This window comes from Geodermatophilus sp. SYSU D00705, assembly GCF_054050135.1.
Genome location: NZ_JBJGYT010000034.1, coordinates 1 through 23,785 on the forward strand (window position 1 = coordinate 1; position 23,785 = coordinate 23,785).

Annotated in this window: 28 protein-coding genes; 15 read left to right on the forward strand and 13 right to left on the reverse strand. The window is 75.7% G+C overall.

All coding sequences use genetic code 11. The annotated features are described in order from the left end of the window. The first annotated feature begins 138 nt into the window (after positions 1–138). Complete coding sequence (locus ACI78Q_RS19810; protein ID WP_456925157.1) at positions 139–426, forward strand: DUF2516 family protein; 288 nt, start codon at positions 139–141, stop codon at positions 424–426. 3 nt (positions 427–429) lie between these two features. On the opposite strand, the gene ACI78Q_RS19815 is transcribed toward ACI78Q_RS19810, so the two are convergent. Continuing rightward, the gene (locus tag ACI78Q_RS19815) at positions 430–630 is read right to left on the reverse strand and encodes a PspC domain-containing protein (RefSeq protein ID WP_456925158.1); all 201 of its coding nucleotides are present in this window, start codon (positions 628–630) and stop codon (positions 430–432) included. Positions 631–653: 23 nt separating this feature from the next. Between ACI78Q_RS19815 and ACI78Q_RS19820 the strand changes: the two genes are divergently transcribed. Continuing rightward, positions 654–1,166 (forward strand): O-acetyl-ADP-ribose deacetylase, encoded by a 513-nt coding sequence (locus ACI78Q_RS19820; RefSeq protein ID WP_456925159.1) that lies wholly within the window; start codon positions 654–656, stop codon positions 1,164–1,166. Here the strand turns inward: ACI78Q_RS19820 and ACI78Q_RS19825 are convergent. From ACI78Q_RS19825 to ACI78Q_RS19835, 3 genes are all read right to left on the reverse strand, one after another. Then, the gene (locus ACI78Q_RS19825; protein WP_456925160.1) at positions 1,156–2,016 is read right to left on the reverse strand and encodes a spermidine synthase; all 861 of its coding nucleotides are present in this window, start codon (positions 2,014–2,016) and stop codon (positions 1,156–1,158) included. The two genes, ACI78Q_RS19820 and ACI78Q_RS19825, sit on opposite strands and share 11 nt — an antisense overlap. Continuing rightward, positions 2,013–2,771 carry a maleylpyruvate isomerase family mycothiol-dependent enzyme gene (locus ACI78Q_RS19830; RefSeq protein WP_456925161.1) on the reverse strand — a complete coding sequence of 253 codons (759 nt, stop codon included), beginning with the start codon at positions 2,769–2,771 and terminating at the stop codon, positions 2,013–2,015. The genes ACI78Q_RS19825 and ACI78Q_RS19830 overlap by 4 nt, the downstream gene beginning before the upstream one ends. A 96-nt stretch (positions 2,772–2,867) precedes the next feature. Continuing rightward, the gene (locus ACI78Q_RS19835; protein WP_456925162.1) at positions 2,868–3,728 is read right to left on the reverse strand and encodes a class I SAM-dependent methyltransferase; all 861 of its coding nucleotides are present in this window, start codon (positions 3,726–3,728) and stop codon (positions 2,868–2,870) included. 34 nt (positions 3,729–3,762) lie between these two features. Between ACI78Q_RS19835 and ACI78Q_RS19840 the strand changes: the two genes are divergently transcribed. Next, complete coding sequence (locus ACI78Q_RS19840) at positions 3,763–4,770, forward strand: UDP-N-acetylmuramate dehydrogenase (protein ID WP_456925163.1); 1,008 nt, start codon at positions 3,763–3,765, stop codon at positions 4,768–4,770. Between the two features lie 140 nt (positions 4,771–4,910). Here ACI78Q_RS19840 and ACI78Q_RS19845 read toward each other — a convergent pair whose 3' ends face one another. Next, positions 4,911–5,696, reverse strand: coding sequence for an SDR family oxidoreductase (locus tag ACI78Q_RS19845; RefSeq protein ID WP_456925164.1), 786 nt, complete (start codon positions 5,694–5,696; stop codon positions 4,911–4,913). 123 nt (positions 5,697–5,819) lie between these two features. Between ACI78Q_RS19845 and mshA the strand changes: the two genes are divergently transcribed. The 3 genes from mshA to ACI78Q_RS19860 are packed head-to-tail and all read left to right on the forward strand — an operon-like array spanning position 5,820 to position 9,255. Continuing rightward, the gene (mshA, locus tag ACI78Q_RS19850) at positions 5,820–7,130 is read left to right on the forward strand and encodes a D-inositol-3-phosphate glycosyltransferase (protein WP_456925165.1); all 1,311 of its coding nucleotides are present in this window, start codon (positions 5,820–5,822) and stop codon (positions 7,128–7,130) included. Next, positions 7,127–7,669, forward strand: coding sequence for a YbjN domain-containing protein (locus ACI78Q_RS19855; RefSeq protein ID WP_456925166.1), 543 nt, complete (start codon positions 7,127–7,129; stop codon positions 7,667–7,669). The genes mshA and ACI78Q_RS19855 overlap by 4 nt, the downstream gene beginning before the upstream one ends. Then, positions 7,666–9,255, forward strand: a complete 1,590-nt coding sequence (locus ACI78Q_RS19860; protein WP_456925167.1) for an MFS transporter — start codon at positions 7,666–7,668, stop codon at positions 9,253–9,255. The genes ACI78Q_RS19855 and ACI78Q_RS19860 overlap by 4 nt, the downstream gene beginning before the upstream one ends. Here ACI78Q_RS19860 and ACI78Q_RS19865 read toward each other — a convergent pair. Further along, on the reverse strand, positions 9,228–9,986 hold the full coding sequence (locus ACI78Q_RS19865) for a class I SAM-dependent methyltransferase (protein WP_456925168.1): 759 nt from the start codon (positions 9,984–9,986) through the stop codon (positions 9,228–9,230). The two genes, ACI78Q_RS19860 and ACI78Q_RS19865, sit on opposite strands and share 28 nt — an antisense overlap. Positions 9,987–10,044: 58 nt before the next feature. Between ACI78Q_RS19865 and ACI78Q_RS19870 the strand changes: the two genes are divergently transcribed. Together ACI78Q_RS19870 and ACI78Q_RS19875 are read left to right on the forward strand one after the other, a co-directional pair. Continuing rightward, positions 10,045–10,344, forward strand: coding sequence for a hypothetical protein (locus tag ACI78Q_RS19870; RefSeq protein WP_456925169.1), 300 nt, complete (start codon positions 10,045–10,047; stop codon positions 10,342–10,344). Positions 10,345–10,378: 34 nt separating this feature from the next. Beyond that, complete coding sequence (locus ACI78Q_RS19875; protein WP_456925170.1) at positions 10,379–11,140, forward strand: phosphoglyceromutase; 762 nt, start codon at positions 10,379–10,381, stop codon at positions 11,138–11,140. A 65-nt stretch (positions 11,141–11,205) separates the two neighbouring features. On the opposite strand, the gene phoU is transcribed toward ACI78Q_RS19875, so the two are convergent. Further along, a complete protein-coding gene (phoU, locus tag ACI78Q_RS19880; protein ID WP_456925171.1) occupies positions 11,206–11,862 on the reverse strand; it encodes a phosphate signaling complex protein PhoU in 657 nt (218 codons plus the stop codon). A 273-nt stretch (positions 11,863–12,135) separates the two neighbouring features. On the opposite strand from phoU, the gene ACI78Q_RS19885 reads away from it, so the two are divergent. Next, on the forward strand, positions 12,136–13,416 hold the full coding sequence (locus tag ACI78Q_RS19885; RefSeq protein ID WP_456925172.1) for a sensor histidine kinase: 1,281 nt from the start codon (positions 12,136–12,138) through the stop codon (positions 13,414–13,416). Further along, positions 13,413–14,093 (forward strand): winged helix-turn-helix domain-containing protein, encoded by a 681-nt coding sequence (locus ACI78Q_RS19890; protein WP_456925173.1) that lies wholly within the window; start codon positions 13,413–13,415, stop codon positions 14,091–14,093. Before ACI78Q_RS19885 ends, ACI78Q_RS19890 begins: the two co-directional genes overlap by 4 nt. A gap of 19 nt (positions 14,094–14,112) precedes the next feature. On the opposite strand, the gene ACI78Q_RS19895 is transcribed toward ACI78Q_RS19890, so the two are convergent. Both ACI78Q_RS19895 and ACI78Q_RS19900 read right to left on the reverse strand, forming a co-directional pair. Then, positions 14,113–14,322, reverse strand: a complete 210-nt coding sequence (locus ACI78Q_RS19895; RefSeq protein ID WP_456925174.1) for a DUF3072 domain-containing protein — start codon at positions 14,320–14,322, stop codon at positions 14,113–14,115. Between the two features lie 45 nt (positions 14,323–14,367). After that, positions 14,368–14,586 carry a hypothetical protein gene (locus ACI78Q_RS19900; RefSeq protein ID WP_456925175.1) on the reverse strand — a complete coding sequence of 73 codons (219 nt, stop codon included), beginning with the start codon at positions 14,584–14,586 and terminating at the stop codon, positions 14,368–14,370. An 81-nt stretch (positions 14,587–14,667) separates the two neighbouring features. Between ACI78Q_RS19900 and ACI78Q_RS19905 the strand changes: the two genes are divergently transcribed. Further along, positions 14,668–15,666, forward strand: coding sequence for a helix-turn-helix domain-containing protein (locus tag ACI78Q_RS19905; RefSeq protein ID WP_456925176.1), 999 nt, complete (start codon positions 14,668–14,670; stop codon positions 15,664–15,666). A gap of 93 nt (positions 15,667–15,759) precedes the next feature. Here the strand turns inward: ACI78Q_RS19905 and ACI78Q_RS19910 are convergent, their stop codons facing one another. The 3 genes from ACI78Q_RS19910 to ACI78Q_RS19920 form a co-directional block, all read right to left on the reverse strand. Continuing rightward, on the reverse strand, positions 15,760–16,602 hold the full coding sequence (locus tag ACI78Q_RS19910; RefSeq protein WP_456925177.1) for a class I SAM-dependent methyltransferase: 843 nt from the start codon (positions 16,600–16,602) through the stop codon (positions 15,760–15,762). A gap of 4 nt (positions 16,603–16,606) precedes the next feature. Beyond that, positions 16,607–18,739, reverse strand: a complete 2,133-nt coding sequence (locus ACI78Q_RS19915) for a bifunctional MFS transporter/dTMP kinase (RefSeq protein WP_456925178.1) — start codon at positions 18,737–18,739, stop codon at positions 16,607–16,609. Positions 18,740–18,862: 123 nt separating this feature from the next. After that, positions 18,863–19,711 (reverse strand): hypothetical protein, encoded by an 849-nt coding sequence (locus tag ACI78Q_RS19920; RefSeq protein WP_456925179.1) that lies wholly within the window; start codon positions 19,709–19,711, stop codon positions 18,863–18,865. 126 nt (positions 19,712–19,837) lie between these two features. Between ACI78Q_RS19920 and ACI78Q_RS19925 the strand changes: the two genes are divergently transcribed. Together ACI78Q_RS19925 and ACI78Q_RS19930 are read left to right on the forward strand one after the other, a co-directional pair. After that, complete coding sequence (locus tag ACI78Q_RS19925; protein WP_456925181.1) at positions 19,838–20,785, forward strand: Ppx/GppA phosphatase family protein; 948 nt, start codon at positions 19,838–19,840, stop codon at positions 20,783–20,785. Next, positions 20,782–21,540 carry a hypothetical protein gene (locus ACI78Q_RS19930; RefSeq protein WP_456925182.1) on the forward strand — a complete coding sequence of 253 codons (759 nt, stop codon included), beginning with the start codon at positions 20,782–20,784 and terminating at the stop codon, positions 21,538–21,540. The genes ACI78Q_RS19925 and ACI78Q_RS19930 overlap by 4 nt, the downstream gene beginning before the upstream one ends. A gap of 26 nt (positions 21,541–21,566) precedes the next feature. Here ACI78Q_RS19930 and ACI78Q_RS19935 read toward each other — a convergent pair whose 3' ends face one another. Continuing rightward, a complete protein-coding gene (locus ACI78Q_RS19935; RefSeq protein ID WP_456925183.1) occupies positions 21,567–22,133 on the reverse strand; it encodes a type 1 glutamine amidotransferase domain-containing protein in 567 nt (188 codons plus the stop codon). 58 nt (positions 22,134–22,191) lie between these two features. On the opposite strand from ACI78Q_RS19935, the gene ACI78Q_RS19940 reads away from it, so the two are divergent. Further along, positions 22,192–22,935 (forward strand): hypothetical protein, encoded by a 744-nt coding sequence (locus tag ACI78Q_RS19940; protein ID WP_456925184.1) that lies wholly within the window; start codon positions 22,192–22,194, stop codon positions 22,933–22,935. After that, complete coding sequence (gene proC / locus ACI78Q_RS19945) at positions 22,932–23,756, forward strand: pyrroline-5-carboxylate reductase (protein ID WP_456925185.1); 825 nt, start codon at positions 22,932–22,934, stop codon at positions 23,754–23,756. The genes ACI78Q_RS19940 and proC overlap by 4 nt, the downstream gene beginning before the upstream one ends. The last annotated feature ends 29 nt before the right edge of the window (positions 23,757–23,785 follow it).

A 23,785-nucleotide genomic window follows, 5' to 3' on the forward strand; every position in this document is an offset into this window, starting at 1 on the left:
GCCCCGGAGCGCACCGCGCTCCGGGGCCCTGTGCCGTCCCGTGACCGGTGGTCGCCGGCCCCCCTGATGGGGTGGCGGCGTGCCTGAGAACACCGCGAGTGCCCCGGACGGCGGCCCCGCGGCGGGTACCCTCCGGACATGCTGTCCTTCGACGGGGTCATCTACCTGGGGCTGTACTACGGAGCCCTGGCGCTGACCGCGTACGCGCTCGTCGACGCGCTGATCCGGCCGGCCGCCGGCTACGTCGCCGCTGGCAAGCTGACGAAGCCCGCCTGGGCCGCGATCACCGGCCTCGCCGTCCTCGTCGTGTTCTGGCAGGGCCCGATGAGCTTCCTCGGGCTGCCGGCCATCATCGCGGCGATCGTCTACCTGGTCGACGTCCGGCCCGCGGTGCGCGGGCTGCGCCGGGGCGGCAGCAGCTGGTGACCGTCAGCCCCGGTCCGCGGGCATGACGATCCACAGCACCAGGTAGGCGATGAACTGCGGGCCGGGCAGGATGCACGACAGCACGAACGCCAGGCGCAGCCCGGTGGTCGACAGGCCGTAGCGCCGGGCGATCCCCGAGCAGACACCGGCGATCACCTTGTGCTGGGTGTCGCGGCGGAGCGGTGGGCGGACGGGCGAGGTCATGCGCCCGACCCTACGGTTCGAGCGTGCTCCTGCGGGCGGTCCTCGGCGACATCACGCAGGCCGACGTCGACGTCGTCGTCAACGCGGCCAATCCCGGTCTGCTCGGCGGGGGTGGGGTGGACGGCGCGATCCACGCGGCGGGCGGTCCGGACGTCCTCGCGGAGTGCCGGGCCCTGAAGGCCGGCCTGCCCGGCGGCCGGCTGCCCCGCGGCTCCGCCGTGGCGACGACGGCCGGCCGGCTGCCCGCCCGCTGGGTGGTGCACACCGCCGGGCCGATCTGGTCGGCCACCCGGGACCTGTCGGCGGTCCTGCGCTCCTGCTACACCGAGAGCCTGCGGGTCGCCGACGGCCTGGGCGCGCGCTCGGTGGCCTTCCCCGCGATCTCGGCCGGCGTCTACGGCTGGCCGCTGGAGGACGCCGCCGTCCAGGCGGTCGCCGGGGTGCGCGCCGCCGAGGTGGAGCACGTGCAGGAGGTGCGCTTCGTGCTGTTCGGCGACGCCGCGCTGGCGGCGTTCGAGGCCGCGCTCAGCGGCTGAAGACGCCCTCCGGGGGCTCGGGCGAGGCGACGGCGTCGGCGTCGTGCACCGGCTGCACCTTCCCGGCGAACCGGTCGAGGTCGGCGCCCTCCACCACCCGGCTGGGCATGGGGTCCCCGGCGCAGCGGCGCACCAGGGCCGCGATCGGCAGCTCGGCGTCCGAGGCGACCGCCACGAGGTTGCCGAAGCGGCGGCCGCGCAGCGTGCCGGGCTCGGCCAGCAGGCACACGTGCGCGAACACCGCGCGCAGCGTGGCGGTCTGGGCGCGGGCGAAGCGCAGCGGCGGCCCGTCGGCGACGTTGGCCGCGTACACCCCGCCGGGGCGCAGCACCCGCCGCGCCTGCTCGGCGTACTCGACGCTGGTCAGGTGCGCGGGCGTCCGGGCGCCGGCGAAGACGTCGCTGACCACCACGTCGGCGCTCCGGGCCGGCAGCGCCTCCAGGCCCGCGCGGGCATCCGCGGCGCGGACCCGGATGCGCGCGCCGCGGGGGAGCGGGAGGTGGGCGCGCACCAGGTCGGTGAGCTGCTGGTCGATCTCCACGACCCGCTGCCGCGAGCCGGGGCGGGTGACCGCGACGTAGCGGGGGAGGGTCAGCGCCCCGCCGCCCAGGTGGACGACGTCGATCGGCGCCCCCTTCTCGCCGGCGAGGTCGAGCACGTGGCCCATGCGGCGGACGTACTCGAACTCCAGGTGCGACGGGTCCTCGAGGTCGACGTGCGACTGCGGCGTCCCGTCGACCATGAGCACCCAGGAGCCGTCGCGGTCGGCGTCGCCGAGCAGCTCGGCCGTGCCGCCGTCGACGGGCGTGGGGCCCGGGGGGACGACCTCCGGAACGGGACGACGGCTCATCGGCCGCGCAGCAGGGCCTCGGCGGCGGGCTCCCCGTCGACGGTGACGTCGGCCGGGCGGCCCCACAGCCGGCGGAGCAGGGAGGCGGCGGGCGCCTCCAGCCGGGCGTCGGCGGGGCCGTCGTCGTCGCGCACCTCGACGACGCCGTCGGTGAGGCGGACCAGCCACGTGCGGCCGGTGTCGGTGCTGTGCACGGCGACGCTCGCGGTGGCGGTGGCCAGCGGCTCGGTGTGCGCCCAGCGGGGGACGACGACCCGCAGCAGCTCGTCGACGCCGTCCTCGGCCAGGTCGGGGTCGACGGCGGTGAGCGGAACGCCGGCGGCGCCCTCGAGGTCCATCCGGTGGACCACGAGCTCGTGCGCCTGCCGGCGGGCCCAGGAGGCGGCGGTCTTCTCCGCGGCGGGGCTCATGTGCCAGCACGGGGAGTCCGGGGGCGTGTCGCGCAGGGCGTGCAGCAGGCCGGTCAGGCCGGCGGCGTACCAGTCGACCAGCCCGTCCTCCGGCGGGACCGGCGGCGGGGCGGGCCGGTCGGCGGTGCCGGCGCGCACGATCGCGGTGGCCCACCGGTGCACGGCGCCGAGGTGGCCGACGAGGTCGCGGACGGTCCAGGCGGGCACCCACGGCACCGGGGTGCTCCAGTCTGCCGCTGTGAGCCCGGCGTCGACCTCCTGCACCAGGACGCCGAACCGCTCGCCCTCCTCGACGACGGCCTCGATGCAGCGCTGTCGCAGGGGTTCACCGACCAGGGACGTCACGCTCCCATCGTGCCCGAGCCCGGCGAGATCGCCGATCTCGCGTGGTGGCGGGGGCGCATCGCCACGAGATCGCCGATCTCGCGTGGTGGGCCGGGCTCAGGTGGGGGCGACGGCCGACCAGCGCACGGTGACCTCGCCGTGCCGCCACCGCCGCGAGGAGCCGACGAACGGCCAGCCCTGGTCGGCCAGGGACTGGACGGCGGCGGTCCAGCGCTGGCGCGGGCCGAAGGTGGACAGCCCGGCGGCGGCGGCCCAGGCGGCGTCGAACGCGCGCAGGAACTCGTGCACCGGCTGGCCCGGCACGTTGTGGTGGATCAGCGCCTTGGGCAGCCGTTCGGCGAGGTCGGAGGGCTCGTCGAGGTCCGACACCCGCGCCGACAGCGTGAGGGTGAGCGGCCCGTCGGCGTCCAGGGCCACCCACGCCGCCCGCCGTCCCCACTCGTCGCAGGTGCCCTCCACGAGCAGCCCGCCCGGGCCGAGGGCGGCGCACATGGTCTCCCAGGCGCGGCCCGCGGACTCCTCGTCGTACTGGCGCAGCACGTTGAACGCCCGCACCAGCACCGGGTGCAGCCCGGCCAGCTCGAACCCGCCCACGCGGAAGTCCACCCGCGGCGGGTCGCGGTCGTACGCGACGGCGGCCACCCGCGCGGGGTCGATCTCCAGGCCGACGACCTCCAGGCCGTGGACCTCCGGACCGAGCCGGTCGGCCATCTCCAGCGTGGTCACCGCCGAGGAGCCGTAGCCCAGGTCGACGACGAGCGGCCGGGCGGCGTCGCGCAGCCGGGGGACCTGGGTGGCCAGCAGCCAGCGGTCGATGCGGCGCAGCCGGTTGGCGTTCGTGGTGCCCCGCGTCGGCAGGCCCAGTGCCCGCGCGCGGCCCGCCGCCAGGCGGGGGTTGGCCTTCTTCGGGGTGAGGACGGCCCGGCGCTTGTGGTCCCCGCCTCCCGCCTCGCTCACCGGTCCAGAGCGTAGACCCGGTTAGCGTGGAGCCGTGCACGTCCGACGGAACGCCCCCCTCGCGGAGCTGACGACGCTGGCGGTGGGAGGTCCCGCCGAGCGGCTTCTCGAGGTCACCGACGCCGGTGAGCTGGTCGCCGCCGTCCGCGACGCCGACGAGGCCGGCCGGCCGCTGCTGGTGCTCGGCGGCGGCTCCAACCTGATCGCCCCCGACGACGGCTGGCCCGGGGACGTCGTCGCCGTCCGCAGCCGCGGGGTGCAGCGCAGCGGCGGGCAGCTGGTGGTCCAGGCCGGCGAGCCGTGGGACGACCTCGTCGCCGCCACCGTCGAGCAGGGCCTGGCCGGCATGGAGGCGATGTCGGGCATCCCCGGCTCGACCGGCGCCACCCCGGTGCAGAACGTCGGCGCCTACGGCCAGGAGGTGGCGCAGGTCCTCACCTCGGTGCGGGTGTACGACCGGGCGGAGAAGGCCGAGCGGGTGCTCACCCCGGCCGAGTGCGGGTTCGCCTACCGCGACAGCCGGCTCAAGCGCGAGCCCGGCCGGTTCGTCGTCCTGGAGGTCGGCTTCGCGCTGGAGCCCGGGGCGCTGTCCCGGCCGGTCGGCTACGCCGAGCTGGCCCGCCGGCTGGGCGTCGAGCTCGGGGAGCGGGCGCCGCTGGCCGACGTCCGCACCGCGGTGCTGGAGCTGCGCCGCGGCAAGGGCATGGTCTGGGACCCGGCCGACCCCGACAGCCGCAGCGCCGGCTCCTTCTTCACCAACCCGATCGTGCCCGCCGCGCAGTCGGTCGAGGGCTGCCCGAGCTGGCCGGCCGGCGACGGGCGGGTCAAGCTCAGCGCCGCCTGGCTGGTGCAGCACGCCGGGTTCGGCCGCGGCACCCGCGAGGGCCGCGTCGGGACGTCGTCCCGCCACAGCCTGGCCCTGACGACGGCCGACGGCGCCACCGCGGCCGAGCTGCTGGCCTTCGCCGACAAGGTGGTGACCACCGTGCGGGAGCGCTTCGGCGTCACCCTGGAGCGCGAGCCGACCGCCGTCCGGCCCTGACGCCGGCCACGGACGCGCGGTTCCGAGTGGCGGTCCGGGAACCCTGCCGGGTGAGCAACTCCGGGGACCATGCGCTCTGAGCGGCCGGGCGACCCGCACCGTCCCCGGAGTTGCTGCAGTACCCGGCCGAGGGCGTCAGCTCAGGACTCGCGGTGCACCTTGTGCTGGGCGGCCTGGGCGCGGGGGCGGACGACGAGCAGGTCCACGTTGACGTGGTGCGGGCGGGTGAGGGTCCAGGCGATGCAGTCGGCGACGTCCTCGGCGACCAGCGGCGCGCGCACCCCGCGGTAGACCGCCTCCGCCTTCTCCTGGTCACCCACCCGGTTGAGGGTGAACTCGTCGGTCTTCACCATCCCGGGTGCGATCTCGACCACACGCACCGGCTGGTCGAACAGCTCCAGCCGCAGGGTCTCGGCCAGGGTGTGCACCGCGTGCTTGGCCGCCGTGTACGACGCCCCGCCCTCGTAGCTGATCAGGCCCGCGGTGGAGCCGACGAACAGCAGGTCGCCCGCGCCGGAGGCGATGAGCGCGGGCAGCAGCGCCTTCGTCAGCCGGACGGTGCCCAGCACGTTGACCTCGTAGGTGCGGGCCCAGGAGTCCAGGTCGGCCTCGGCCACCGGGGCGGCGTCGAAGGCCCCACCTGCGTTGTTGACCAGCACGTCCACCCGGTCCAGCGCGCCGGTGAACTCCGCGACCGAGGCGGGGTCGGTGAGGTCCAGGGGCAGCGCCCGGGCGCCGATCTCCTCGGCCAGTGCGGTCAGCCGGTCCATGCGCCGGGCACCGAGGACGAGGTCGAACCCCTCCGCCGCGAGACGCCGCGCGGTGGCCGCGCCGATGCCGCTGGAGGCGCCGGTGACGACGGCGGTACGGCCCTGACCGGGCAGGACGGCGGGACCGGAGGGAGACTGGGGTGAGGGGCCGGGCATGAACCCCATCCTGGCGCTGTTGCAGGATGGAGAGTCGAGCGGGTGCCGTCCGGTGCCCACAGCCGAGGCGGGAGGTCGGACGTGGCCGCTCGCCGACGTCCCCGGTCGGCCGTGCCCCGGCGCGTGGCGACGCTCTCGGTGCACACCAGCCCGCTGGACCAGCCCGGCGCCGGTGACGCCGGCGGCATGAACGTCTACATCGTCGAGGTCTCCCGCCGGCTGGCCGCCCGCGGCATCGAGGTCGACGTCTTCACCCGCGCCACCTCCAGCGACCTGCCGCCGGTGGTCGAGATGAGCCCGGGCGTCACCGTGCGGCACGTCAGCGCTGGTCCGTTCGAGGGCCTGGGCAAGGAGGACCTGCCCGGGCAGCTGTGCGCCTTCACCGCCGCGGTGCTGCGTGAGGAGGCCCAGCACGAGCCCGGCCACTACGACGTCGTCCACTCGCACTACTGGCTGTCCGGCCAGGTGGGGTGGCTGGCCCGCGACCGGTGGAGCGTCCCGCTCATCCACACCGCCCACACCCTGGCCAAGGTGAAGAACGCCGCGCTCGCCGCCGGCGACCGGCCCGAGCCGCAGGGCCGGGTGATCGGTGAGGAGCAGGTGGTCGCCGAGGCCGACCGGCTGATCGCCAACACCGACGACGAGGCCCACCAGCTGGTCGACCACTACGCCGCCGACCCGCGCCGCACCCTCGTCGTCCCGCCCGGCGTCGACCTCGACCGGTTCACCCCCGGCGACCGGACGGCGGCCCGCCGCGGGCTGGGCATCGCCGACGACGCCGTGGTGCTGCTGTTCGTGGGGCGCATCCAGCCCCTCAAGGCGCCCGACCTCCTGCTGGAGGCCGCCGCGCGGATGCTGGCCGACGACCCCGCGCTGCGCGACCGGCTGCAGGTGCACGTCATCGGCGCACCCAGCGGCTCCGGTCTGGAGGCGCCCCGCCAGCTCGAGCAGCTGGCCGCGCAGCTGGGCATCGCCGACCTGGTCCGCCTCCTGCCGCCCCAGCACGCCGAGCGGCTGGCCGAGCACTACCGGGCCGCCGACGTCGCCGTCGTCCCCAGCCACAACGAGTCCTTCGGGCTGGTGGCGCTGGAGGCGCAGGCCTGCGGCACCCCGGTGGTCGCCGCCGCGGTCGGCGGCCTGCGGACGGCGGTCCGCGACGGGGTCTCCGGGGTGCTCGTCGAGGGCCGTGACCCGGCCGACTACGCCGCCGCCATCCGGTCGGTCCTGGGCCGCCGCGAGCTGCTGTCGGCCGGTGCCCGCCGGCACGCCGGCGCCTTCTCCTGGGAGCGCACGGTGGACTCCCTGGTGGCGGCCTACACCGCCGCGGCCGAGGAGATGGCGGTCGCCGCACGGCAGGTGGCGTCCGGCCCGGTGCTGCGCGCGGCCCGCGGTCTGGGGGCGGTGCGCGGCTTCGGCGCCCAGGTGGCCCGGTGAGCGGTGCAGGGGACGTCGCCGCGCTGGACGCGGTGATCGGGCAGACGCTGCAGGACGCCGAACTGGTCCACGAACACCCCGCACCGGGCCGCTGGCTGGTGGACCTCCCCGGCACCAAGAAGCTCAAGACCGTCTGCGGACTGATCGTCGGCGAGCACGCGCTACGGGTGGAGGCGTTCGTCTGCCGCCAGCCCGACGAGAACCGCGAGCAGCTGTGGACCTACCTGCTGCAGCACAACGCCCGCATGTACGGCGTCGCCTACTCCGTCGACAGCGTCGGCGACGTCTACCTCACCGGCCGGCTGCCGCACGCGGCGGTGACCCCGGAGGAGCTCGACCGCATCCTCGGCGCGGTGCTCAGCTACGCCGACGACCACTTCAACACCATGCTCGAGATCGGCTTCGGCACATCGATCCGCCGCGAGTGGGAGTGGCGGGTCAAGCGCGGGGAGTCCCTGCGCAACCTGGAGGCGTTCGCGGACTTCGCCGACCCGCAGCGACGGTCGCGTCCCGCGGCCGGCGCGGACACCGGAGCGTGACGGCGACCGACCGCACGGCGGTCCCGGCCGCGGACGACCGGCCCGGCTACGCGCGCCGCTGGTGGGTGCTGGCGACCATGACGGTCTGCCTGCTCGTGGTGATCATGGGCAACACGACGCTCAACGTCGCGATCCCCACCCTGCAGCGCGAGCTCGGCGCCACCCAGGGGCAGCTGCAGTGGGCGATCGACGCCTACATCCTGGTCTTCGCCGGCCTGCTGTTCTCCTGGGGCGTCCTCGGTGACCGGATCGGCCGCCGGACGGTGCTGCTGCTCGGGCTGTCGATCTACACCGCCGGCTCGCTGCTGGGCGCCTTCAGCGACAGCCCGGTCGAGCTGATCGTCTGGCGCGCGGTCATGGGCATCGGCGGCGCGGCGGTGCAGCCGGCCACCCTCGCCGTCATCACCAACGTCTTCCCGCCCGGCGAGCGCGGCCGCGCCATCGGCATCTGGGCAGGGGCGGCGGGCCTGGCGGTGGCCGGCGGCCCGCTGGCCAGCGGCGCGGTCCTGGAGCACTTCTGGTGGGGCGCGATCTTCCTCATCGCCGTCCCGGTCGCCGTCCTCGGGATCATCGCCACGCTGCTCGTCGTCCCGGAGTCGCGCGACCCGTCGCCGGGCCGGCTGGACGTCCCCGGCGTCCTGCTGTCGATCGCGGCGCTCGTCGGCCTGGTCTACGGGATCATCCACGGCGGCTCGGGTGCCGGCTGGACGTCGCCCGGCGTGCTCGTGCCGCTGCTGGGCGGCCTCGCGCTGCTCGTCGTCTTCGTGCTGCTGCAGCGACGCTCCACCCACCCGGCGCTGGACGTCTCGCTGTTCCGCAACCCGGCGTTCTCCGCCGCCGCCGCCGCGCTGGGCCTGAACTTCTTCGCCCTCATGGGCGCGACGTTCTACCTCGTCTACTACCTGCAGGGCGTGCGCGGCTACGGGCCGCTGGCCAGCGGTGCCGCGCTGATCCCCATGGCGCTGGGCATGGCCGTCATGGCTCCGGTGACCTCGCGGATCGCGGAGCGGCTCGGCGCCAAGCTCGTCGTCGCCGGCGGCTTCGCCCTGATCACGACCGCCGTCCTGGGGTTCCAGCTGCTCGACGGCGACTCGCCGCTGTGGCTGCTGCTGGTCGTCCTCTCGGTGCAGGGCCTCGGCATGGGCGCGGTGATGGCGCCCACGACCGAGTCGATCATGTCCGTCGTCCCGCGGCACAAGGCCGGGGCGGGCGCGGCGGTGAACAACTCCGTGCGCCAGGTGGGCGGCGCCCTGGGCGTGGCCATCCTCGGCTCGCTGCTGGCGGCGTCCTACGCCGCGAACCTCGGGGACGCCGTCGACGGGCTGCCCGCCGGCGCCCGGGCGGAGGCCAGCACCTCGCTGGTGGCCACCCTGGAGGCGGTCGAGGGCGCCCGCGCGACGGGGGACGCCGAGGTCGCGGCGGCCGCGGCCGGCGTCGTCGACCCCGCCCAGGCCGCCTTCGTCTCGGCCATGCACCTCACCGCGGTGGGCACGGCGGCGGCCACCCTGGTCGCCGCCGTCGTCGTCCTCGCCTGGCTGCCCGGCCGCCGGCGGGCGGCTCAGGACGCGGTGCCGGCCCACCAGTAGGTCGTCGAGCCGCGCGGCCGGTCGTCGCGGAAGCGGCGCATCGCCTCGGCCACCTCCGGCTCCCGCTCCACCGGCAGGCACAGCCGGCGCCGGGTGAAGGCCAGGACGACGTCGGCGGGCGCGTCCTGCCAGGGGTCCGGCCGGGACTCGGTGGCCGACTCCGCCGCGACGCCGAGCTCCGCCAGCACCTCCCCGAACAGCGCCGCGCTCGGGCCGGTGGGCCGGTCCTGACCGTGGAAGTGCCGCCACAGCGGCCCCATCGACGTCCAGGGGTGCACGTCGCCGAGCTCCACCACCACCCGCCGGCGGGCGTGGCCGGTCAGCGCGGCCACGAACTCCTCGATGTCGGGCACGTTGTAGACGACGTCCGCGGCGACGACGACGTCGGCCACCGGCACCTCCCCGGCGACGTCGGGCCACGTGCCGCACCAGGTCCGCACCGGGGTGGCTCCGGCCGCCGCGCGGTAGCGGTCGAGCATCTCGGGGGAGGAGTCCACGGCGAGCAGCTCCGCGGCGCCCACGGGGATGCTGGCCCGGCCACCGCCGCAGCCGACGTCCAGCACGCTGGCCGGCGCGACCTCCCGGACGACGTCGACGGTGCGGCCGGGCCGGCGGTCGCTGCCGAACAGGCCGGGCGGGAAGCCGTAGGGCGACTCGGGGGCCCCGGCGAGGATCGCCGGGTCGATGGCCCACGCGGCCAGCTCCTCACGCCAACGCTGCACTGCGCTCATGCCGTGATCCTGCCCGGACCGGTCCCCGCGGCCGTTGTCAGCCGTTAGCGTGGCGACGGTGCAGGACGGGCCCGCGCAGCAGCGCTTCGTCCGCGCCCTCGTGGGCGTGGTGGCCGCCTCCGCGCTGGCCTACCCGATGCTGCTGTGCGCGGTGCAGCTGGCCCTGGCCCAGCTGGTCGTCGTCGACGTCCCCGCGGTCGTGCTGTGGCTGGCCGTCGCGGTGACCTGCAGCGTCGCCGTGGTGGCCGCCCTGCGCTGGGGTGCCTCGCGCCCGGTGCGCAGCCCGTGGCTGCTGGCCGGCCTGCTGCCGCCGGGGGTCTTCGAGCTGTGGGTGGTGTGGCCGCTGCTCACCACCTGAGCCACGACCCCCGGACGTCGGGCAGGATGGCCGTGTGACGAGGACACCCCCCGGGACGCTGGTGCTGCTCCGCCACGGCGAGAGCGAGTGGAACAAGGCCAACCTGTTCACCGGCTGGGTGGACGTGCCGCTGTCGGAGAAGGGCCGCGTCGAGGCCGCCCGCGGCGGGGAGCTGCTGGCCGAGCACGACCTCCTGCCGGAGGTCGCGCACACGTCCGTGCTCAAGCGGGCCATCACCACCGCCGAGCTGGCGCTGGCCGCGGCCGACCGGCAGTGGATCCCGGTCAAGCGCTCGTGGCGGCTCAACGAGCGGCACTACGGCGCGCTGCAGGGCAAGGACAAGGCCGCCACCCTCGCCGAGTACGGCGAGGAGCAGTTCACCGTGTGGCGCCGCTCGTACAGCACCCCGCCGCCGCCCATCGAGTCGGGCAGCGAGTACGCCCAGGACGGCGACCCGCGCTACGCGATGCTGCCGCCGGAGGTGCGCCCGGCCACCGAGTGCCTGGCCGACGTCGTCGTCCGGATGCTGCCGTACTGGTACGACGCGATCGTCCCGGACCTGCGGGCCGGGCTCACCGTGCTCGTCGCGGCGCACGGCAACAGCCTGCGGGCGCTGGTGAAGCACCTGGACGGCATGGGGGAGGACGAGGTCGTCGGCCTCAACATCCCCACCGGGGTCCCGCTGCGCTACGACCTGGACGACGAGCTGCGCCCGGTCAAGCCCGGTGGCGAGTACCTCGACCCGGAGGCGGCGGCCGCCGCGATCGAGGCGGTCAAGAACCAGGGCAAGAAGTAGGACCATGACACGGCAGCGGCCCCCTCTCCCGACGCGAGAGGGGGCCGCTGCCGTGTCCCCCGGGCTCAGCCCGCGGCGCTGATCCGCCGCTCGCCGGTGACGAGGTAGACCACCCGGCGGGCGACGCTCACCGCGTGGTCGGCGAAGCGCTCGTAGTAGCGGCCCAGCAGGGTGATGTCGATGGCGGTCTCGACGCCGTGCGGCCAGTCGTCGGAGAGCACCTCGCGGAACAGCTCGCGGTGCAGGCGGTCCATCACGTCGTCGTCGTCCTCGAGCTCGAGCGCGGCCTCGACGTCCTGCTTCGCGATGACGGTGCCGGCCTTGGCGACCAGGCTCTCGGCGACGTGTCCGGCCTGCAGGAACACCGGCCGCACCTCCTGGGGCACCGCCGACTCGGGGAAGCGCATCCGCGCGACCTTGGCGATGTGCTCGGCGAGGTCGCCCATGCGCTCGAAGTCGCTGGCGATGCGCATGGCGGTGATCACCGTGCGCAGCTCGGTGGCCACCGGCGCCTGGCGGGCCAGCAGCGTGAAGCAGCGCTGCTCGATGCTCTCCCGGGTGTTGTCGAGCGCGTCGTCGGCAGCGATGACCAGGTCGGCGAGGGTGACGTCGGCGTCGAGCAGGGCGGTGGTCGCCTTGGCCAGCTGTGAGCCCACCGAGTTGGCCATGTCCACCAGGCAGCCCCGGATGTCGTCGAGCTCCTCGCGGTAGTTGTCGCGCACCGTCGTCCTCCTCGCCGGCCGGTGAGGGCCGTGTCCGCAGCGCCGGGCCGGCGTCTGCTCGCAGCCCTGGCGCGTCCGGGATCGAGAGTAGGTCGGGATGGGGACCCCATCCGGCCTCCGGGGTGAACGGGTGGGCACGGGAACGTGAACATCGCCGGTACGGCTCCGCGCCGCCACTCCGACGGGGGATGACCGGAGGTCCGGGCCGCCTAGCATCGGCTGTGGGAGCGGGCTCGCGAGCGGTGCGGCCGCACGCGGCGGCGAGGAGGAAACGTGAGTCCCACGGTCGCCCTCGTGGTCGGCCTCGTCATCGGTGGCGCCCTGGTCGCCACCGTCCTGCTGCGCTACAACCGCGCCGACCTCGACCGCTCGCCGCCGCCGCCGGCACCGCCGCTGTCGGAGACCATCCTGGCCCGCCGGCTGGTCGACCTCATGGACCCGGCGGTCGTGTTCCTCGACGCCGACGACGTCGTCCTGCTGGCCAACCCGCCGGCCCGCGCCCTGGGCATCGTCCGCGACACCCGGCTGCTGGTGCCCGAGCTGCTGGTGCTGGCCAACGAGGTCCGGACCGGCAGCCGCCGCCGGATCGAGGTGGACCTGCCCGGCGAGCTGGTCGGCGGCGGCCCGCGGCAGGTGGGGGTGCACGGCATCCGCCTGGAGACCGGCGCCCTGCCGGGGCCGGTGGCCCTCGTGCTGATGGACGTCACCGAGGCGCGGCGGGTGGAGGCGGTCCGGCGGGACTTCGTCGCCAACGTCGGCCACGAGCTGAAGACGCCGGTCGGCGCGCTGCGGCTGCTGGCCGAGGCCGTGGAGGACGCCGCGGACGACCCCGACACCGTGCGCCGGTTCTCCGCCCGCATGACCCACGAGGCCGAGCGGCTGTCCCGGCTGGTCCGGGAGCTCATCGACCTGTCCCGGCTGCAGGGCGGCGAGCCGCTGCCCGAGCTGGAGCCGGTGGAGGTCGACCGGGTCGTCGCCGAGGCGGTGGACCGCACGGGCCTCGCGGCGTCGGCCAAGCAGATCACCATCGCCTCCGGCGGTCAGCACGGCCTGGTGGTCCGCGGCGTCGAGGCGCAGCTGGCCACCGCGGTGACCAACCTGCTGGCCAACGCCGTCGCCTACAGCCCGGAGGGCACCCGCATCGCGGTCGGCGCTCGCGGCCGGTCCGGCTTCGCGGAGATCACCGTGACCGACAGCGGCATCGGCATCCCGAGGGAGGACCGGTCGCGGGTCTTCGAGCGCTTCTACCGCGTCGACCAGTCGCGGGCCTCGGCCACCGGTGGCACCGGCCTCGGGCTGGCCATCGTCAAGCACGTGGCCAGCAACCACGGCGGCTCGGTCAGCGTGTGGAGCGAGGAGGGGCTCGGCTCGACGTTCACGCTCCGGATCCCGCTCGCGCGGCCCACGGGCCCCGAGCCGGCCGCCGCCCCCGCCGGCCCCAGGTCCTCCCGCACCGGCGACGCGGTCGCCGGCCCCCAGCCCACCGGCGGCACCGTCGCCGGTCCCGATGCCGGCGACGTGGTCGCCGGTGACGCCCCGAAGGGACGGTCATGACGCGAGTGCTCGTGGTGGAGGACGAGGAGTCCTTCTCCGACGCGCTGTCCTACATGCTGCGGCGGGAGGGCTACGACGCCGTCGTCGCCCCCACCGGGCCGGAGGCGCTGGCGGAGTTCGACCGCGGCGGCGCGGACATCGTGTTGCTCGACCTCATGCTCCCCGGCCTGCCCGGCACCGAGGTGTGCCGCTTGCTGCGGGCGCGCAGCAGCGTGCCGATCATCATGCTCACCGCCAAGGACTCCGAGGTCGACAAGGTCGTGGGCCTGGAGCTCGGCGCCGACGACTACGTCACCAAGCCGTACTCCGCCCGCGAGCTGGTCGCCCGGATCCGGGCCGTGCTGCGCCGCCACGGCGACGCCGATCCCCCCGTCGACGGCGCCCTGGAGGCCGGTCCGGTCCGCATGGACGTCGAGCGGCACGTCGTCTCCGTGGACGGCGAACAGGTCGCGCTGCCGCTGAAGGAGTTCGACCTGCTGGAGCTGCTGCTGCGCAACGCGGGGCGCGTGCTCACCCGGGTCCAGCTCATCGACCGGGTGTGGGGCTCGGACTACGTGGGTGACACCAAGACCCTCGACGTCCACGTGAAGCGGCTGCGGGCCAAGATCGAGCCCGACCCCGCCAACCCCAAGTACCTGGTGACCGTCCGGGGCCTCGGCTACAAGTTCGAGGCCTGAGGCGTCGGCCGGGCGGGGCTCACTGGCCCCGCCCGGTCTCCTCCTGCAGCTCGTCGATCTTGCGCGAGGCGTCGGCCTTGTTGATGTCCTCGGGGACCTCCTCGCCGGCCTCGCGCGCGAGCGTGTTCAGGTAGCTCTTCTGCGCGCCGGTGGCCGGCTCGTCGCCGGTCACCCACTCCGACGGGTCCTTCTCCGTGCTGCGGTCGGGGTTCGCGGTGGATTCGCTCATGTGTTCGAGCGTAGGGCCACCCGTACCGGTCCGCAGGTCGAGCGGTCAGGTGCGGGCCAGCTCCCGGGCCAGGGTGGCCGGCGCACCGGCCCGCTCCTCGCGGACGGCGTCCCACCGGCGGCCGGTGCGGTAGACGTGCACCGTCCCGCAGGAGGGGCACTCGACGTGCATGGCGATGTGCGTCGGGTGGTTGACCACCGAGCGGATGCGCCGGTCCGCGACCAGCTCGTCGGTGGAGGTGACGGGGCAGGTGATCAGGAACATGGGACGAGCGTGCTCCCGGCCACACCGCCGGACGAGTGGCAGGACTGACCGCAATCGCAAGTTCTCTGCCATCATGGCGGCATGGCAGGAAGCGACCGTCCCCTCGTCGTGAGCACCGTCGTCGCCGACGGTCTCGTGGGCAGCTTCGGGCTCGGCGTCGCCGCCGAGGTGTTCGGCTACGACCGCCGCGAGATGGGCCTGCCCCGCTTCGACTTCGGCCTGGTCACCGAGCAGCCGGGCGTCGTCCGCACCGACACCGGCATCCCGATCACCGTCGAGCACGGCCTCGAGCGGCTGGCCGCCTCCGACATCGTGACGATCACCGCGTGGGAGCTGTTCAGCCGCGTGCCCACGCCGCAGCTGCTCGACGCCTTCCGCGCCGCGCACGCCAACGGCGCGCTGATCGTCAGCCAGTGCACCGGGGCGTTCGTGCTGGCCGCGGCCGGGCTGCTCGACGGGCAGCGGGCCACCACGCACTGGAAGTACGCCGGCGAGCTCGCCGCGCGCTACCCGGCGGTGCAGGTCGACCCGATGGTGCTCTACGTCGACAACGGCCAGATCATCACCGGGGCGGGCACCGCGGCCGGGGTGGACACCCTGCTGCACGTCGTCCGCCGGGAGTGGGGCGCGGCCGCGGCCAACGCGCTGGCCCGCGAGATGGTGGTCCCGCCGCACCGCGACGGCGGGCAGGCGCAGTTCATCGACGCCCCCGTCCCCGCGTGCGAGGACGACCTGCTCGGTGCCGTCCTGGAGTGGGCGTCGGCGCACCTCGCCGAGGAGATCAGCGTCGAGGTGCTGGCGCGGCGGGCACTGATGAGCCCGCGCAGCTTCGCCCGCCGCTTCAAGGCCACCACCGGCACCACCCCGCACGCCTGGCTGCTCGGCCAGCGGCTGGCCGCCGCGGAGGAGCTGCTGGAGAACAGCGACGCCCCGGTCGAGGAGATCGCGCGGCTGGTCGGCTTCGGCACCGCCGCGGGGCTGCGCGAGCAGTTCGGCCGCCGCCGGGGCGTCTCACCGCGGGCCTACCGGCAGACCTTCCGGGCCGCGGCCCTCGTGGGGGACGACGACCGCGCCGCCTGAGGAAGGACCCCGTGCCCCCCGCCACTCGCGAGCTCCCGGCGGGCCCCTGCACGGGGCCGCACCCCACCCGAGGCGTGAGAGCGTCGCGTGCGCTCAGGCGCCGGGGATGGGGCGGGCGACGCCGACCAGCGAGTCCAGGCGGGTGGCGTTGGCGGGGGCCAGCGGGCTGCGGATCACCTCGGTGAGCGCGAACCCCGCCCGGGCCAGGAGCAGTGCGTGCGTGCGCGGGGTGAAGTGCCAGATGTGCTCGGTCGGCTTGAGCGTCCACCAACGGGTGCCCAGCAGCCGGGCCGGCAGGGACGAGTAGTACGGCGTGGAGAACAGGACGACGCCGTCGTCGGCCACCAGCGAGCGCGCCGTCCGCCAGAAGGCCAGCGGGTCGGGCACGTGCTCGACGGTGTCCCAGGCGCACACGACGTCGAACCCGGGGGTCAGCGGGGCGTCCTCGACCTGACCGCAGAACACGTCGAGCCCGAGGGTGTCGCGGGCGTGCGCCGCGCCGGTGCGGGAGAGCTCCACGCCTGCCGTGCGCCAGCCCGCGTCGCGCGCCGCGGCCAGGAACAGGCCGTAGCCCGCGCCGACCTCCAGCAGCCGGCCGCCGGTGGAGGCGCCGCCGTGCTCGCGCTCGATGAGCCGCAGCCGGCCCGCGGTCCAGGTGCGCTGCAGCAGCATGGCGGGGGAGAAGCGCCCGGCGTCGGCGCCGTCGTCGCCGGTGAGCGCGCTGCCGTAGACCCCGCCCTCGAAGTAGCCGGCGTCGTCGTAGAGCCGCTGCAGGGCCTCCGGGCGCAGCCGCGGGCTGATGAACACCAGCGCGCACTGCGGGCAGCGCACCACGCCGAACGGCGCGACGTCGTGGACCAGCGTGCCGGGCACTCCGCACAGACAGCAGACGACGTCCTCGGTGTCCTGCGCCGTCCACGTCGCCAGCTCACTCACCGGGTCAGCCTACGGAGCCCTCCGCCGGGCCCGGGGAGGCGGGAGCCGCCGCGCCGACGGGCGGGTCGGCCGCACCGGAGCCGCCCTCGGCGGCGGCCGGGTAGCGCAGCGCGAGCAGCGAGGCGACCCGCTCCCGGACCGCCGCCGACACCAGGCTGCCGTCCTCGCCGGGCGCGAGCAGCTCACCGGGGACGACGACGTAGCGGTCGGGCGCGGCGTCGGCCAGGGCCAGGAACGCCCGGCGCACCGCCTCCGGGTCGGCGCCGTCGGGTGCCGAGGTGACCGGGGCGTCCACGACCACGGTCAGGTCCGGCAGGAGCCCGCGGGTGGCCCACAGCGAGGTGCGGAAGATGCGGTCGCCGTCGAGCCCCTGCCCGGCGCCGTGGAAGGCGACGGAGGTGTCCACGTAGTGGGTGTTCACCACCACCTGGTTGCGCTCCAGGGCCGGCCGGATCACCGTCGCCACGTGCTGGGCGCGGTCGGCCGCCGCCAGCAGTGCCGCCGTGTGCGGGCCGACCGCGCGGTCGTCGTCGTCCGGGACGGGCTCGGTGGGCGGGAACCCGGTGCCGGTGCCCGGGCCCGGCGGGAACAGCACGCCGCGCACCTTGCGGCCCAGCTGGGTGTCGCTCGGCTCGGAGGTGACCAGCACCGGGCGGCCGTTCTCGCGCAGCACCGCGGCGAGGTCCCCGGCGTACCGGTGGGTGAGGTCGCGGTCGGCGCCCTCGACCACCACGAAGAGCCCGACGCTGCTGGCCGAGGCCGACAGCAGGTCCGACCGGCCCCACAGCAGCCGCAGCACGTCGCGGAACCGCGTGCGGGAGCGGCCGGGCGAGACCTGCCGGGTGGCGTACGCGCTCACCAGGAGCGCGATCAGGCCGCCGACCATCAGGGTGAGCCCGGGGCCGGTGGGGCTGAACACCAGGCCACCGAGGCGGACGTCGTGGCTGCCCAGCAGCCCCGCCAGACCCGGGCCGACCGCCACGGCCAGCAGCAGGACGATGCGGACCGAGGAGACGAGGAAGGCGTAGACGCGGCCGCGCAGCCGGTCCTCGACCTCGAAGCCGATCAGCGTGTAGCCGATGATCCAGCTGACGCCGGCGAACAGGCCGACCAGGAAGGCCACGCCGGTGGCCAGCACGAACTCCCGCAGCACCGACATCGCCAGCAGCGCCAGCCCGGCCAGGCCGATCGACCGGGCGAACAGGACCCGGCGCGGCACCGTGGGCAGGATGCGCGGCCCGGCCAGCATGCCGATCGCCAGGCCGGTGAACACCACGCCGAAGACGACGGAGTAGCCCGCCGTCCCCGCGTCCAGCGTGGCGACGTACAGCTGGGCGACGCCGATGATCAGCCCGCCGGCTCCGAAGGCCCCGATGACGCCGACGTAGAGCGCCCGCATCACCGGCTGCCCGCGCAGGAAGGACACGCCCTCCACCACGAGGGAGAAGACGTTGCGCTGCCCGCCGTCCCGGTCCACCGGCGTCCCGGGGATCAGCCTGCGGGAGAGCAGCACGGTCAGGGAGCTGACGCCGAAGGTCGCGGCGTTGAAGACCAGTGCGACCACGATCGCGGTCCGGGCCTGGCTGCCCTCGCTCTCGCCGAGCAGGCGGCTGGCGGTCGACAGCAGCGCGAACACCAGCGCGGCCACCGGGACGGCGCCGTAGACGGAGAACAGCGAGATCTGGTTGGCCACGGCCAGCCGCTCGCGGGGCACGATCGCCATCCACATCGCCTGCTTGGCCGGGTTGGTGAACAACCCGACCGCCTCCACGAGGAACTGGGCCACGTAGAGCCAGGTCAGCTCGTAGGTGACGGCGATGGACAGGTAGAGCGCGAGCGCCAGCAGCTCGCCCACGATGACGGTGGTCCGCCGGTCCAGCCGGTCGGCAAGCGCCCCGGCGAGCGGGCCCAGCAGCAGGTCGGGGAGCAGGCGGGTGAGGATGACGCCGGAGATCGCCGCGCCCTGCACCGCCAGCGACTCCTCGCGGGTGAGCTGCTGCGCCATCGCCGTGGTCGCCAGCAGCCCCAGCCAGTCGCCGAGGCTGGAGAGGGTGATCGCCGCCCACAGGCGGCGGAAGACGGGGATGCGGACCAGGACGAGGAAGGCGTTGTCCGGGCGGACGGAGTCCGGCCCCACGGCCCCGCCGCGGAGCCGCTTCCCGGCCGCCGGAGGGCCCGCGGCCGCGCGCTCCTCGATCACAGTCCCCGCCGTCCGCTCGTCGACCCGTACCGGACGAGGGTAGTGGCGGGGCGCCGGAGGTCAGGCCTGCCGCACCCCGTCCGGGTGGTCCGCCCCGGGGCGGCGCCGGTGCAGCACGACGGGGACCGGTGCCGGGCTCGCCGGGTGCGGGGCGACCAGGCCGGCGTCCAGCCGGGCCTCGGTGAGCCGGCGCAGCTCCTCGTACGCGGGGCCGCCGAGGAGCGCGGTCAGCTCCGCGGCGTAGGTGAGCACCAGCGGCTCGGGGGAGACGTGCGCGGCGGGGGAACCGGTGCACCACCAGTGCAGGTCGTGCCCGCCGGGGCCCCAGCCGCGCCGGTCGAACTCACCGATGCTGGAGACGAGGACCTTCGTGCCGTCGGGCCGCTCCACCTCCTCCTGCTCGCGGCGCACGGGCAGCTGCCAGCAGACGTCGGGCTTGGTGAGCAGCGGGTGCAGGTCCTCCCGGAGCGCCATGCGGTGCAGCGCGCAGCCGGTGCCACCGGGGAACCCCGGCCGGTTGAGGAACACGCAGGCGCCGTCGACGCGCCGGGTGCGCAGGGAGCGGACGCCGCCGTCCTCGGGGGCTTGCCCCTCCTCAGCCCAGTCCTCCTCGGTCCAGGCGCCGCGGCCGACGGGGGCGAGCTGCCAGTCCTCGTCGGTGAGGTCGGCCACGGCGGCGGTCACCCGGGCCAGGTCGTCCTCGTCGGTGAAGAAGGCGCCGTGGCTGCAGCAGCCGTCGTCCGGCCGGCCCTCGACGACCCCGGCGCAGCCGCGGCCGAACACACACGTCCAGGCCGACGTCAGCCAGGTGAGGTCGGCGCGGACGAGGTGGGCGGGGTCGGCGGGGTCGGGGAACTCGACCCACTCGCGGGTGAAGTCCAGCGGCACCTCGGGAGGGACGTCCTGCACCCGGCCAGCGTAGGAGCCGCGGCGCGGACGCCGGGCGCCGTCGCCGCGCAGGCCGCCCGGCGCCGACCGAGGGGCCGACTGCCGACCGGATCAGCCCGCCCGAGCCGCGACCGGCAGACTGACCGCATGCGGCTCGGGGTGCTGGACGTCGGATCGAACACCGTGCACCTGCTGGTGGTGGACGCGCACAGGGGCGCGCACCCGACCCCCATGCACGACGACCGCGAGGTCCTGCGCCTGGCCGAGCACGTCGGCCCCGACAACCTCCTGTCCAAGGAGGGGGAGAAGGCGCTGGTCAAGGCGGTGCGCAAGGCCTGCGACCAGGCCGAGGAGCGGGGCTGCGAGGAGCTCCTGGCGCTGGTGACCTCGGCGATCCGCGAGGCGGACAACGGCCTGGAGGTGCTGGCCCGGGTCCGGCAGCGGACCGGCGTGGACCTGCAGGTGACCAGCGGTGAGGAGGAGGCCCGGCTGACCTTCCTCGCCGTCCGCCGGTGGTTCGGGTGGAGCGCCGGCCGGCTGCTCGTGCTCGACATCGGAGGCGGGTCGCTGGAGCTGGCCAGCGGGTTCGACGAGGACCCCGACGTGGCACTGTCCCTGCCGCTGGGTGCCGGCCGCATGACCCGCCGCCACCTGCCCGAGGCGCGCACCGGCGGCCGCCCCGACCTGCGCGCCCTCGAGGAGCTCGACGCGTACGCCGCCGACCTGATCCGGCCCGCGGCCAAGAAACTGCTGGCCGGCGGCCCGCCGGACCTGGTGGCCGCGACCAGCAAGACGTTCCGCACGCTGGCCCGGCTGACCGGCGCGGCGCCGTACTCCGCCGGGCTGCGCGCGCCGCGGCAGCTCACCCTCGACGGGCTGGTCCAGCTGATCGGGTTCGTCTCCCGCATCGAGTCCGCGGCACTGGCCGAGCTGCAGGGCGTGTCCCCCGACCGCGCCCACCAGGTCCCCGCCGGTGCCGTCGTGGCGCGCGCGGCGATGCGGGCGCTCGACGTACCGTCCGTCCGGATCTGCCCGTGGGCACTGCGGGAGGGCGTCATCCTGCGGCGACTGGACTCCTTGGAGGAGCAGCTGTGACCACCTCCCCCGGGGATCGGGGCACCTCCCGCAGGGACCCGGAGACCGGTGGCCGGCCGCTGGCCGACATCCTCCGGGAGGCCGGGCTGGAGTCCCCGGCGCGGGGCCGGCGGCGCCGGGAGGACGACACCGACACCGGCGTCCGCCAGCGGGGGAGCGGAGGTGAGCGCCCCACCGACACCGGCCGGGGCGGTGAGCGCGCCCCCTTCGGCCGCCGCGCCGTCGACCGCACCAGCGACCTCGCCCGCCCGACGCCCACGCCCGACCGCCGGCGCGCCCGGCCGGAGCCCTCGACCGCGGCGATCCCGGGCCTGCGCCCGTCGCAGAAGCCCGGCGTGCCCGGTGCGGCGACGTCGGCCACCGGGTCACTGCGGGCCCAGAAGCCGGCCGACGCCGGGCCCTCCACGGGGCCGATCCCCGTCGTCCGGTCCGACGACGACGCCCCGCTGCTCGACGAGGAGGCCCTCGGCCCGCGCGAGGGGGCGATGGCCTGGCTGCGCTTCGCCGGCGAGCTCGTCGTCGCCCTCGCCGCCGGCGTCGGCATCTACTTCCTGTTCACCGTGCTGTGGGAGCTGCTGCCCTACCTCGCCGTCGTGCTCGCGCCGCTGGCCGTCGCCGCCCTCGTGGCCGGCGTGGCGGCGTGGCGGCAGCGGCAGGACAAGGAACCGGCCGGCTTCCGGCTGGTCGGCGTCCTGGTGTTCGCCGGGACGGTGCTGACCATCGCGCCGGCCGCCGGCCTGCTCTCCGGTAGCTGAGGAGCGCTCCCCAGCGGGGGCCTGCCTCAGTCGTCGTCGGCGTCCTCGTCGGGGCCGGCCGCGAACTGCTCGACCATCGCGGCGGTGAACGCGTCGAGGTCGTCGGGCTTGCGGCTGGTCACCAGGTTGCCGTCGACGACGACCTCCTCGTCGACCCACTTCGCCCCGGCGTTGCGCAGGTCGGTCTGTAGGGAGGGCCACGAGGTCATCCGGCGGCCGCGGACGACGTCGGCCTCGGCCAGCACCCACGGAGCGTGGCAGATCGCCGCCACCGGCTTGCCCGACTCGAAGAAGGCCTTCACGAAGGCGACGGCGTCGGCGTCGGCACGGACGAAGTCCCCGTTGATGACACCGCCGGGCAGCACCAGCGCCGCGTACTCGTCGGGATCGGCGGAGCTCACGGCGACGTCGACCTTCTTGGTGTCGGCCTTGTCGATGTGGTCGTAGGCGGTGATCTCCCCGGCCTCGAGCGACACCAGCTCCGGCTCCGCTCCGGCCTCCTCCAGCGCCTGCCACGGCCGGTCCAGCTCGACCTGCTCCACGCCGTCGGTCGCGAGGACCGCCACCTTCATCCCGTCCAGTTCTCCTGCCATGCGGCCGCCGCTACCCCGGCCCCGACGGCGACACACGCGGCCGCACTACGTTCGGCACGTGAGCTCGCAGACCCCCTCGCCGGTGCGCCGCCTGCTGGGCCGGCGCCCGGACGCGCGTCCCGGAGCCGGCCGGCGGTCCGGGGACCCGGTGCCGACCGCGGCCGACCTGGCGGCGTCGGGGTTCGCGGTCGCCCTCGAGCACCGGCCCACCGCCGACGCCGTCGACCCCGCCGCCGAGCTCCGGGAGCTCGCCGCGCGGGTGGCCGCCGCCGGGATCGCCGGCCGGTGCGAGCTCACCGTCCCGGTGGACCGGCTCGGCGCCGCGGGCGCCGCCGCGGTGGCGGGCGCCGCCGCCGACGCGGGGCTCGGCGTGGCCCTGGCCGGCGACACCGCAGCGGTGGACGCCCTGGCCGCGGACCTGCCGGCGCCGGTCGTGGTGGTCCCCGCGGACCGCCCCGGCGCCGAGCAGCGCTGCCGCGACCTGGCCGGCGGTCGGGTCCGCCTGGTCGCCGGGCGCGGCGCCGCGGCCGACCTGGCCTTCGTGCGCTGCCTCAACGTGCTGATGGCGGGGCCCGGGCGCCCCGCGGTCGGCACTCCCGACCCGCGGCTGGTCGCCATCGCCGGCGAGCGGGCCGCCTGGAACGAGCGAACACCGGACAGCTGGGAGTACGTCATGCCGTGGAGAGTCCGCACCGAGCAGCAGCGCCGGCTGGTCGCCGGCGGGTACGGGGTGCGGGTCGTCGTCCCGTCGGGGGAGGCGGCCGCGGTCGCCACCCTGCGCCGGCTGGCGGGCCTGCGATGAGCGCGGGCGGGCGCGAGGGCCTGGCGATCATCGGCGGCGGCAAGATCGGGGAGGCGCTGCTGTCGGGCCTGGTCCGTCGCGGCGGGCCCGACGGCATCGTGGTCTGCGAGCGCAGCCCCGAGCGGGCCGCGGAGCTGACCGAGCGCTACGGCGTCCCGACCCTCGGGCTGACCGAGGCGGCGGCGCGGGCCCGGGTGCTGCTCCTGGCGGTCAAGCCGCAGGACATCGGCACCCTCCTCGGCCTCCTGGGCGGCGCGGTCGACGCCGACCACCTGGTGGTCTCGGTCGCCGCCGGCGTCCCGACGTCCACGATCGAGGCGGCCCTGCCGGAGGGCGTGCCGGTGGTGCGGGTCATGCCGAACACGCCGGCCCTGGTCGACGAGGGCATGTGCGTGCTCTCGGCCGGTGCGCACGCCGACGAGGCGCACCTGGACGAGGCGGAGGCGCTCCTGGCCGCGGTCGGGCGGGTGTGCCGGGTGCCGGAGAGCCAGCAGGACGCCGTGACGGCGCTGTCCGGCAGCGGTCCGGCCTACTTCTTCTACCTGGTCGAGGCGATGATCGACGCCGGCATCCTGCTCGGTCTGCCGCGGACGCTGGCCGCGGACCTCATCGTGCAGACCGCCCTGGGCTCGGCGGTGATGCTGCGCGACTCCGGGGAGCACCCGGTGCAGCTGCGCGAGGCGGTCACGAGCCCCGGGGGGACGACGATCGCGGCGATCCGGGAGCTGGAGCGGCACGGGGTGCGCGCGGCGCTCATCGCGGCGATCGAGGCCGCGCACGCCCGCTCGGTCGAGCTCGGTCAGCGTGCAGAGGATCGGTGACCCTACCGCTCAGGGACGGCGATTTGTCG

What these genes read in the sequence shown, in the direction of transcription:
- ACI78Q_RS19810 (WP_456925157.1), top strand. Translation starts at nt 139, where the DNA reads ATGCTGTCCTTCGACGGGGTCATCTACCTGGGGCTGTACTACGGAGCC.
- ACI78Q_RS19815 (WP_456925158.1), bottom strand. Translation starts at nt 630, where the DNA reads ATGACCTCGCCCGTCCGCCCACCGCTCCGCCGCGACACCCAGCACAAG.
- ACI78Q_RS19825 (WP_456925160.1), bottom strand. Translation starts at nt 2,016, where the DNA reads ATGAGCCGTCGTCCCGTTCCGGAGGTCGTCCCCCCGGGCCCCACGCCC.
- ACI78Q_RS19845 (WP_456925164.1), bottom strand. Translation starts at nt 5,696, where the DNA reads ATGCCCGGCCCCTCACCCCAGTCTCCCTCCGGTCCCGCCGTCCTGCCC.
- ACI78Q_RS19865 (WP_456925168.1), bottom strand. Translation starts at nt 9,986, where the DNA reads ATGAGCGCAGTGCAGCGTTGGCGTGAGGAGCTGGCCGCGTGGGCCATC.
- ACI78Q_RS19890 (WP_456925173.1), top strand. Translation starts at nt 13,413, where the DNA reads ATGACGCGAGTGCTCGTGGTGGAGGACGAGGAGTCCTTCTCCGACGCG.
- ACI78Q_RS19895 (WP_456925174.1), bottom strand. Translation starts at nt 14,322, where the DNA reads ATGAGCGAATCCACCGCGAACCCCGACCGCAGCACGGAGAAGGACCCG.
- ACI78Q_RS19900 (WP_456925175.1), bottom strand. Translation starts at nt 14,586, where the DNA reads ATGTTCCTGATCACCTGCCCCGTCACCTCCACCGACGAGCTGGTCGCG.
- ACI78Q_RS19905 (WP_456925176.1), top strand. Translation starts at nt 14,668, where the DNA reads ATGGCAGGAAGCGACCGTCCCCTCGTCGTGAGCACCGTCGTCGCCGAC.
- ACI78Q_RS19925 (WP_456925181.1), top strand. Translation starts at nt 19,838, where the DNA reads ATGCGGCTCGGGGTGCTGGACGTCGGATCGAACACCGTGCACCTGCTG.
- ACI78Q_RS19935 (WP_456925183.1), bottom strand. Translation starts at nt 22,133, where the DNA reads ATGGCAGGAGAACTGGACGGGATGAAGGTGGCGGTCCTCGCGACCGAC.
- proC (WP_456925185.1), top strand. Translation starts at nt 22,932, where the DNA reads ATGAGCGCGGGCGGGCGCGAGGGCCTGGCGATCATCGGCGGCGGCAAG.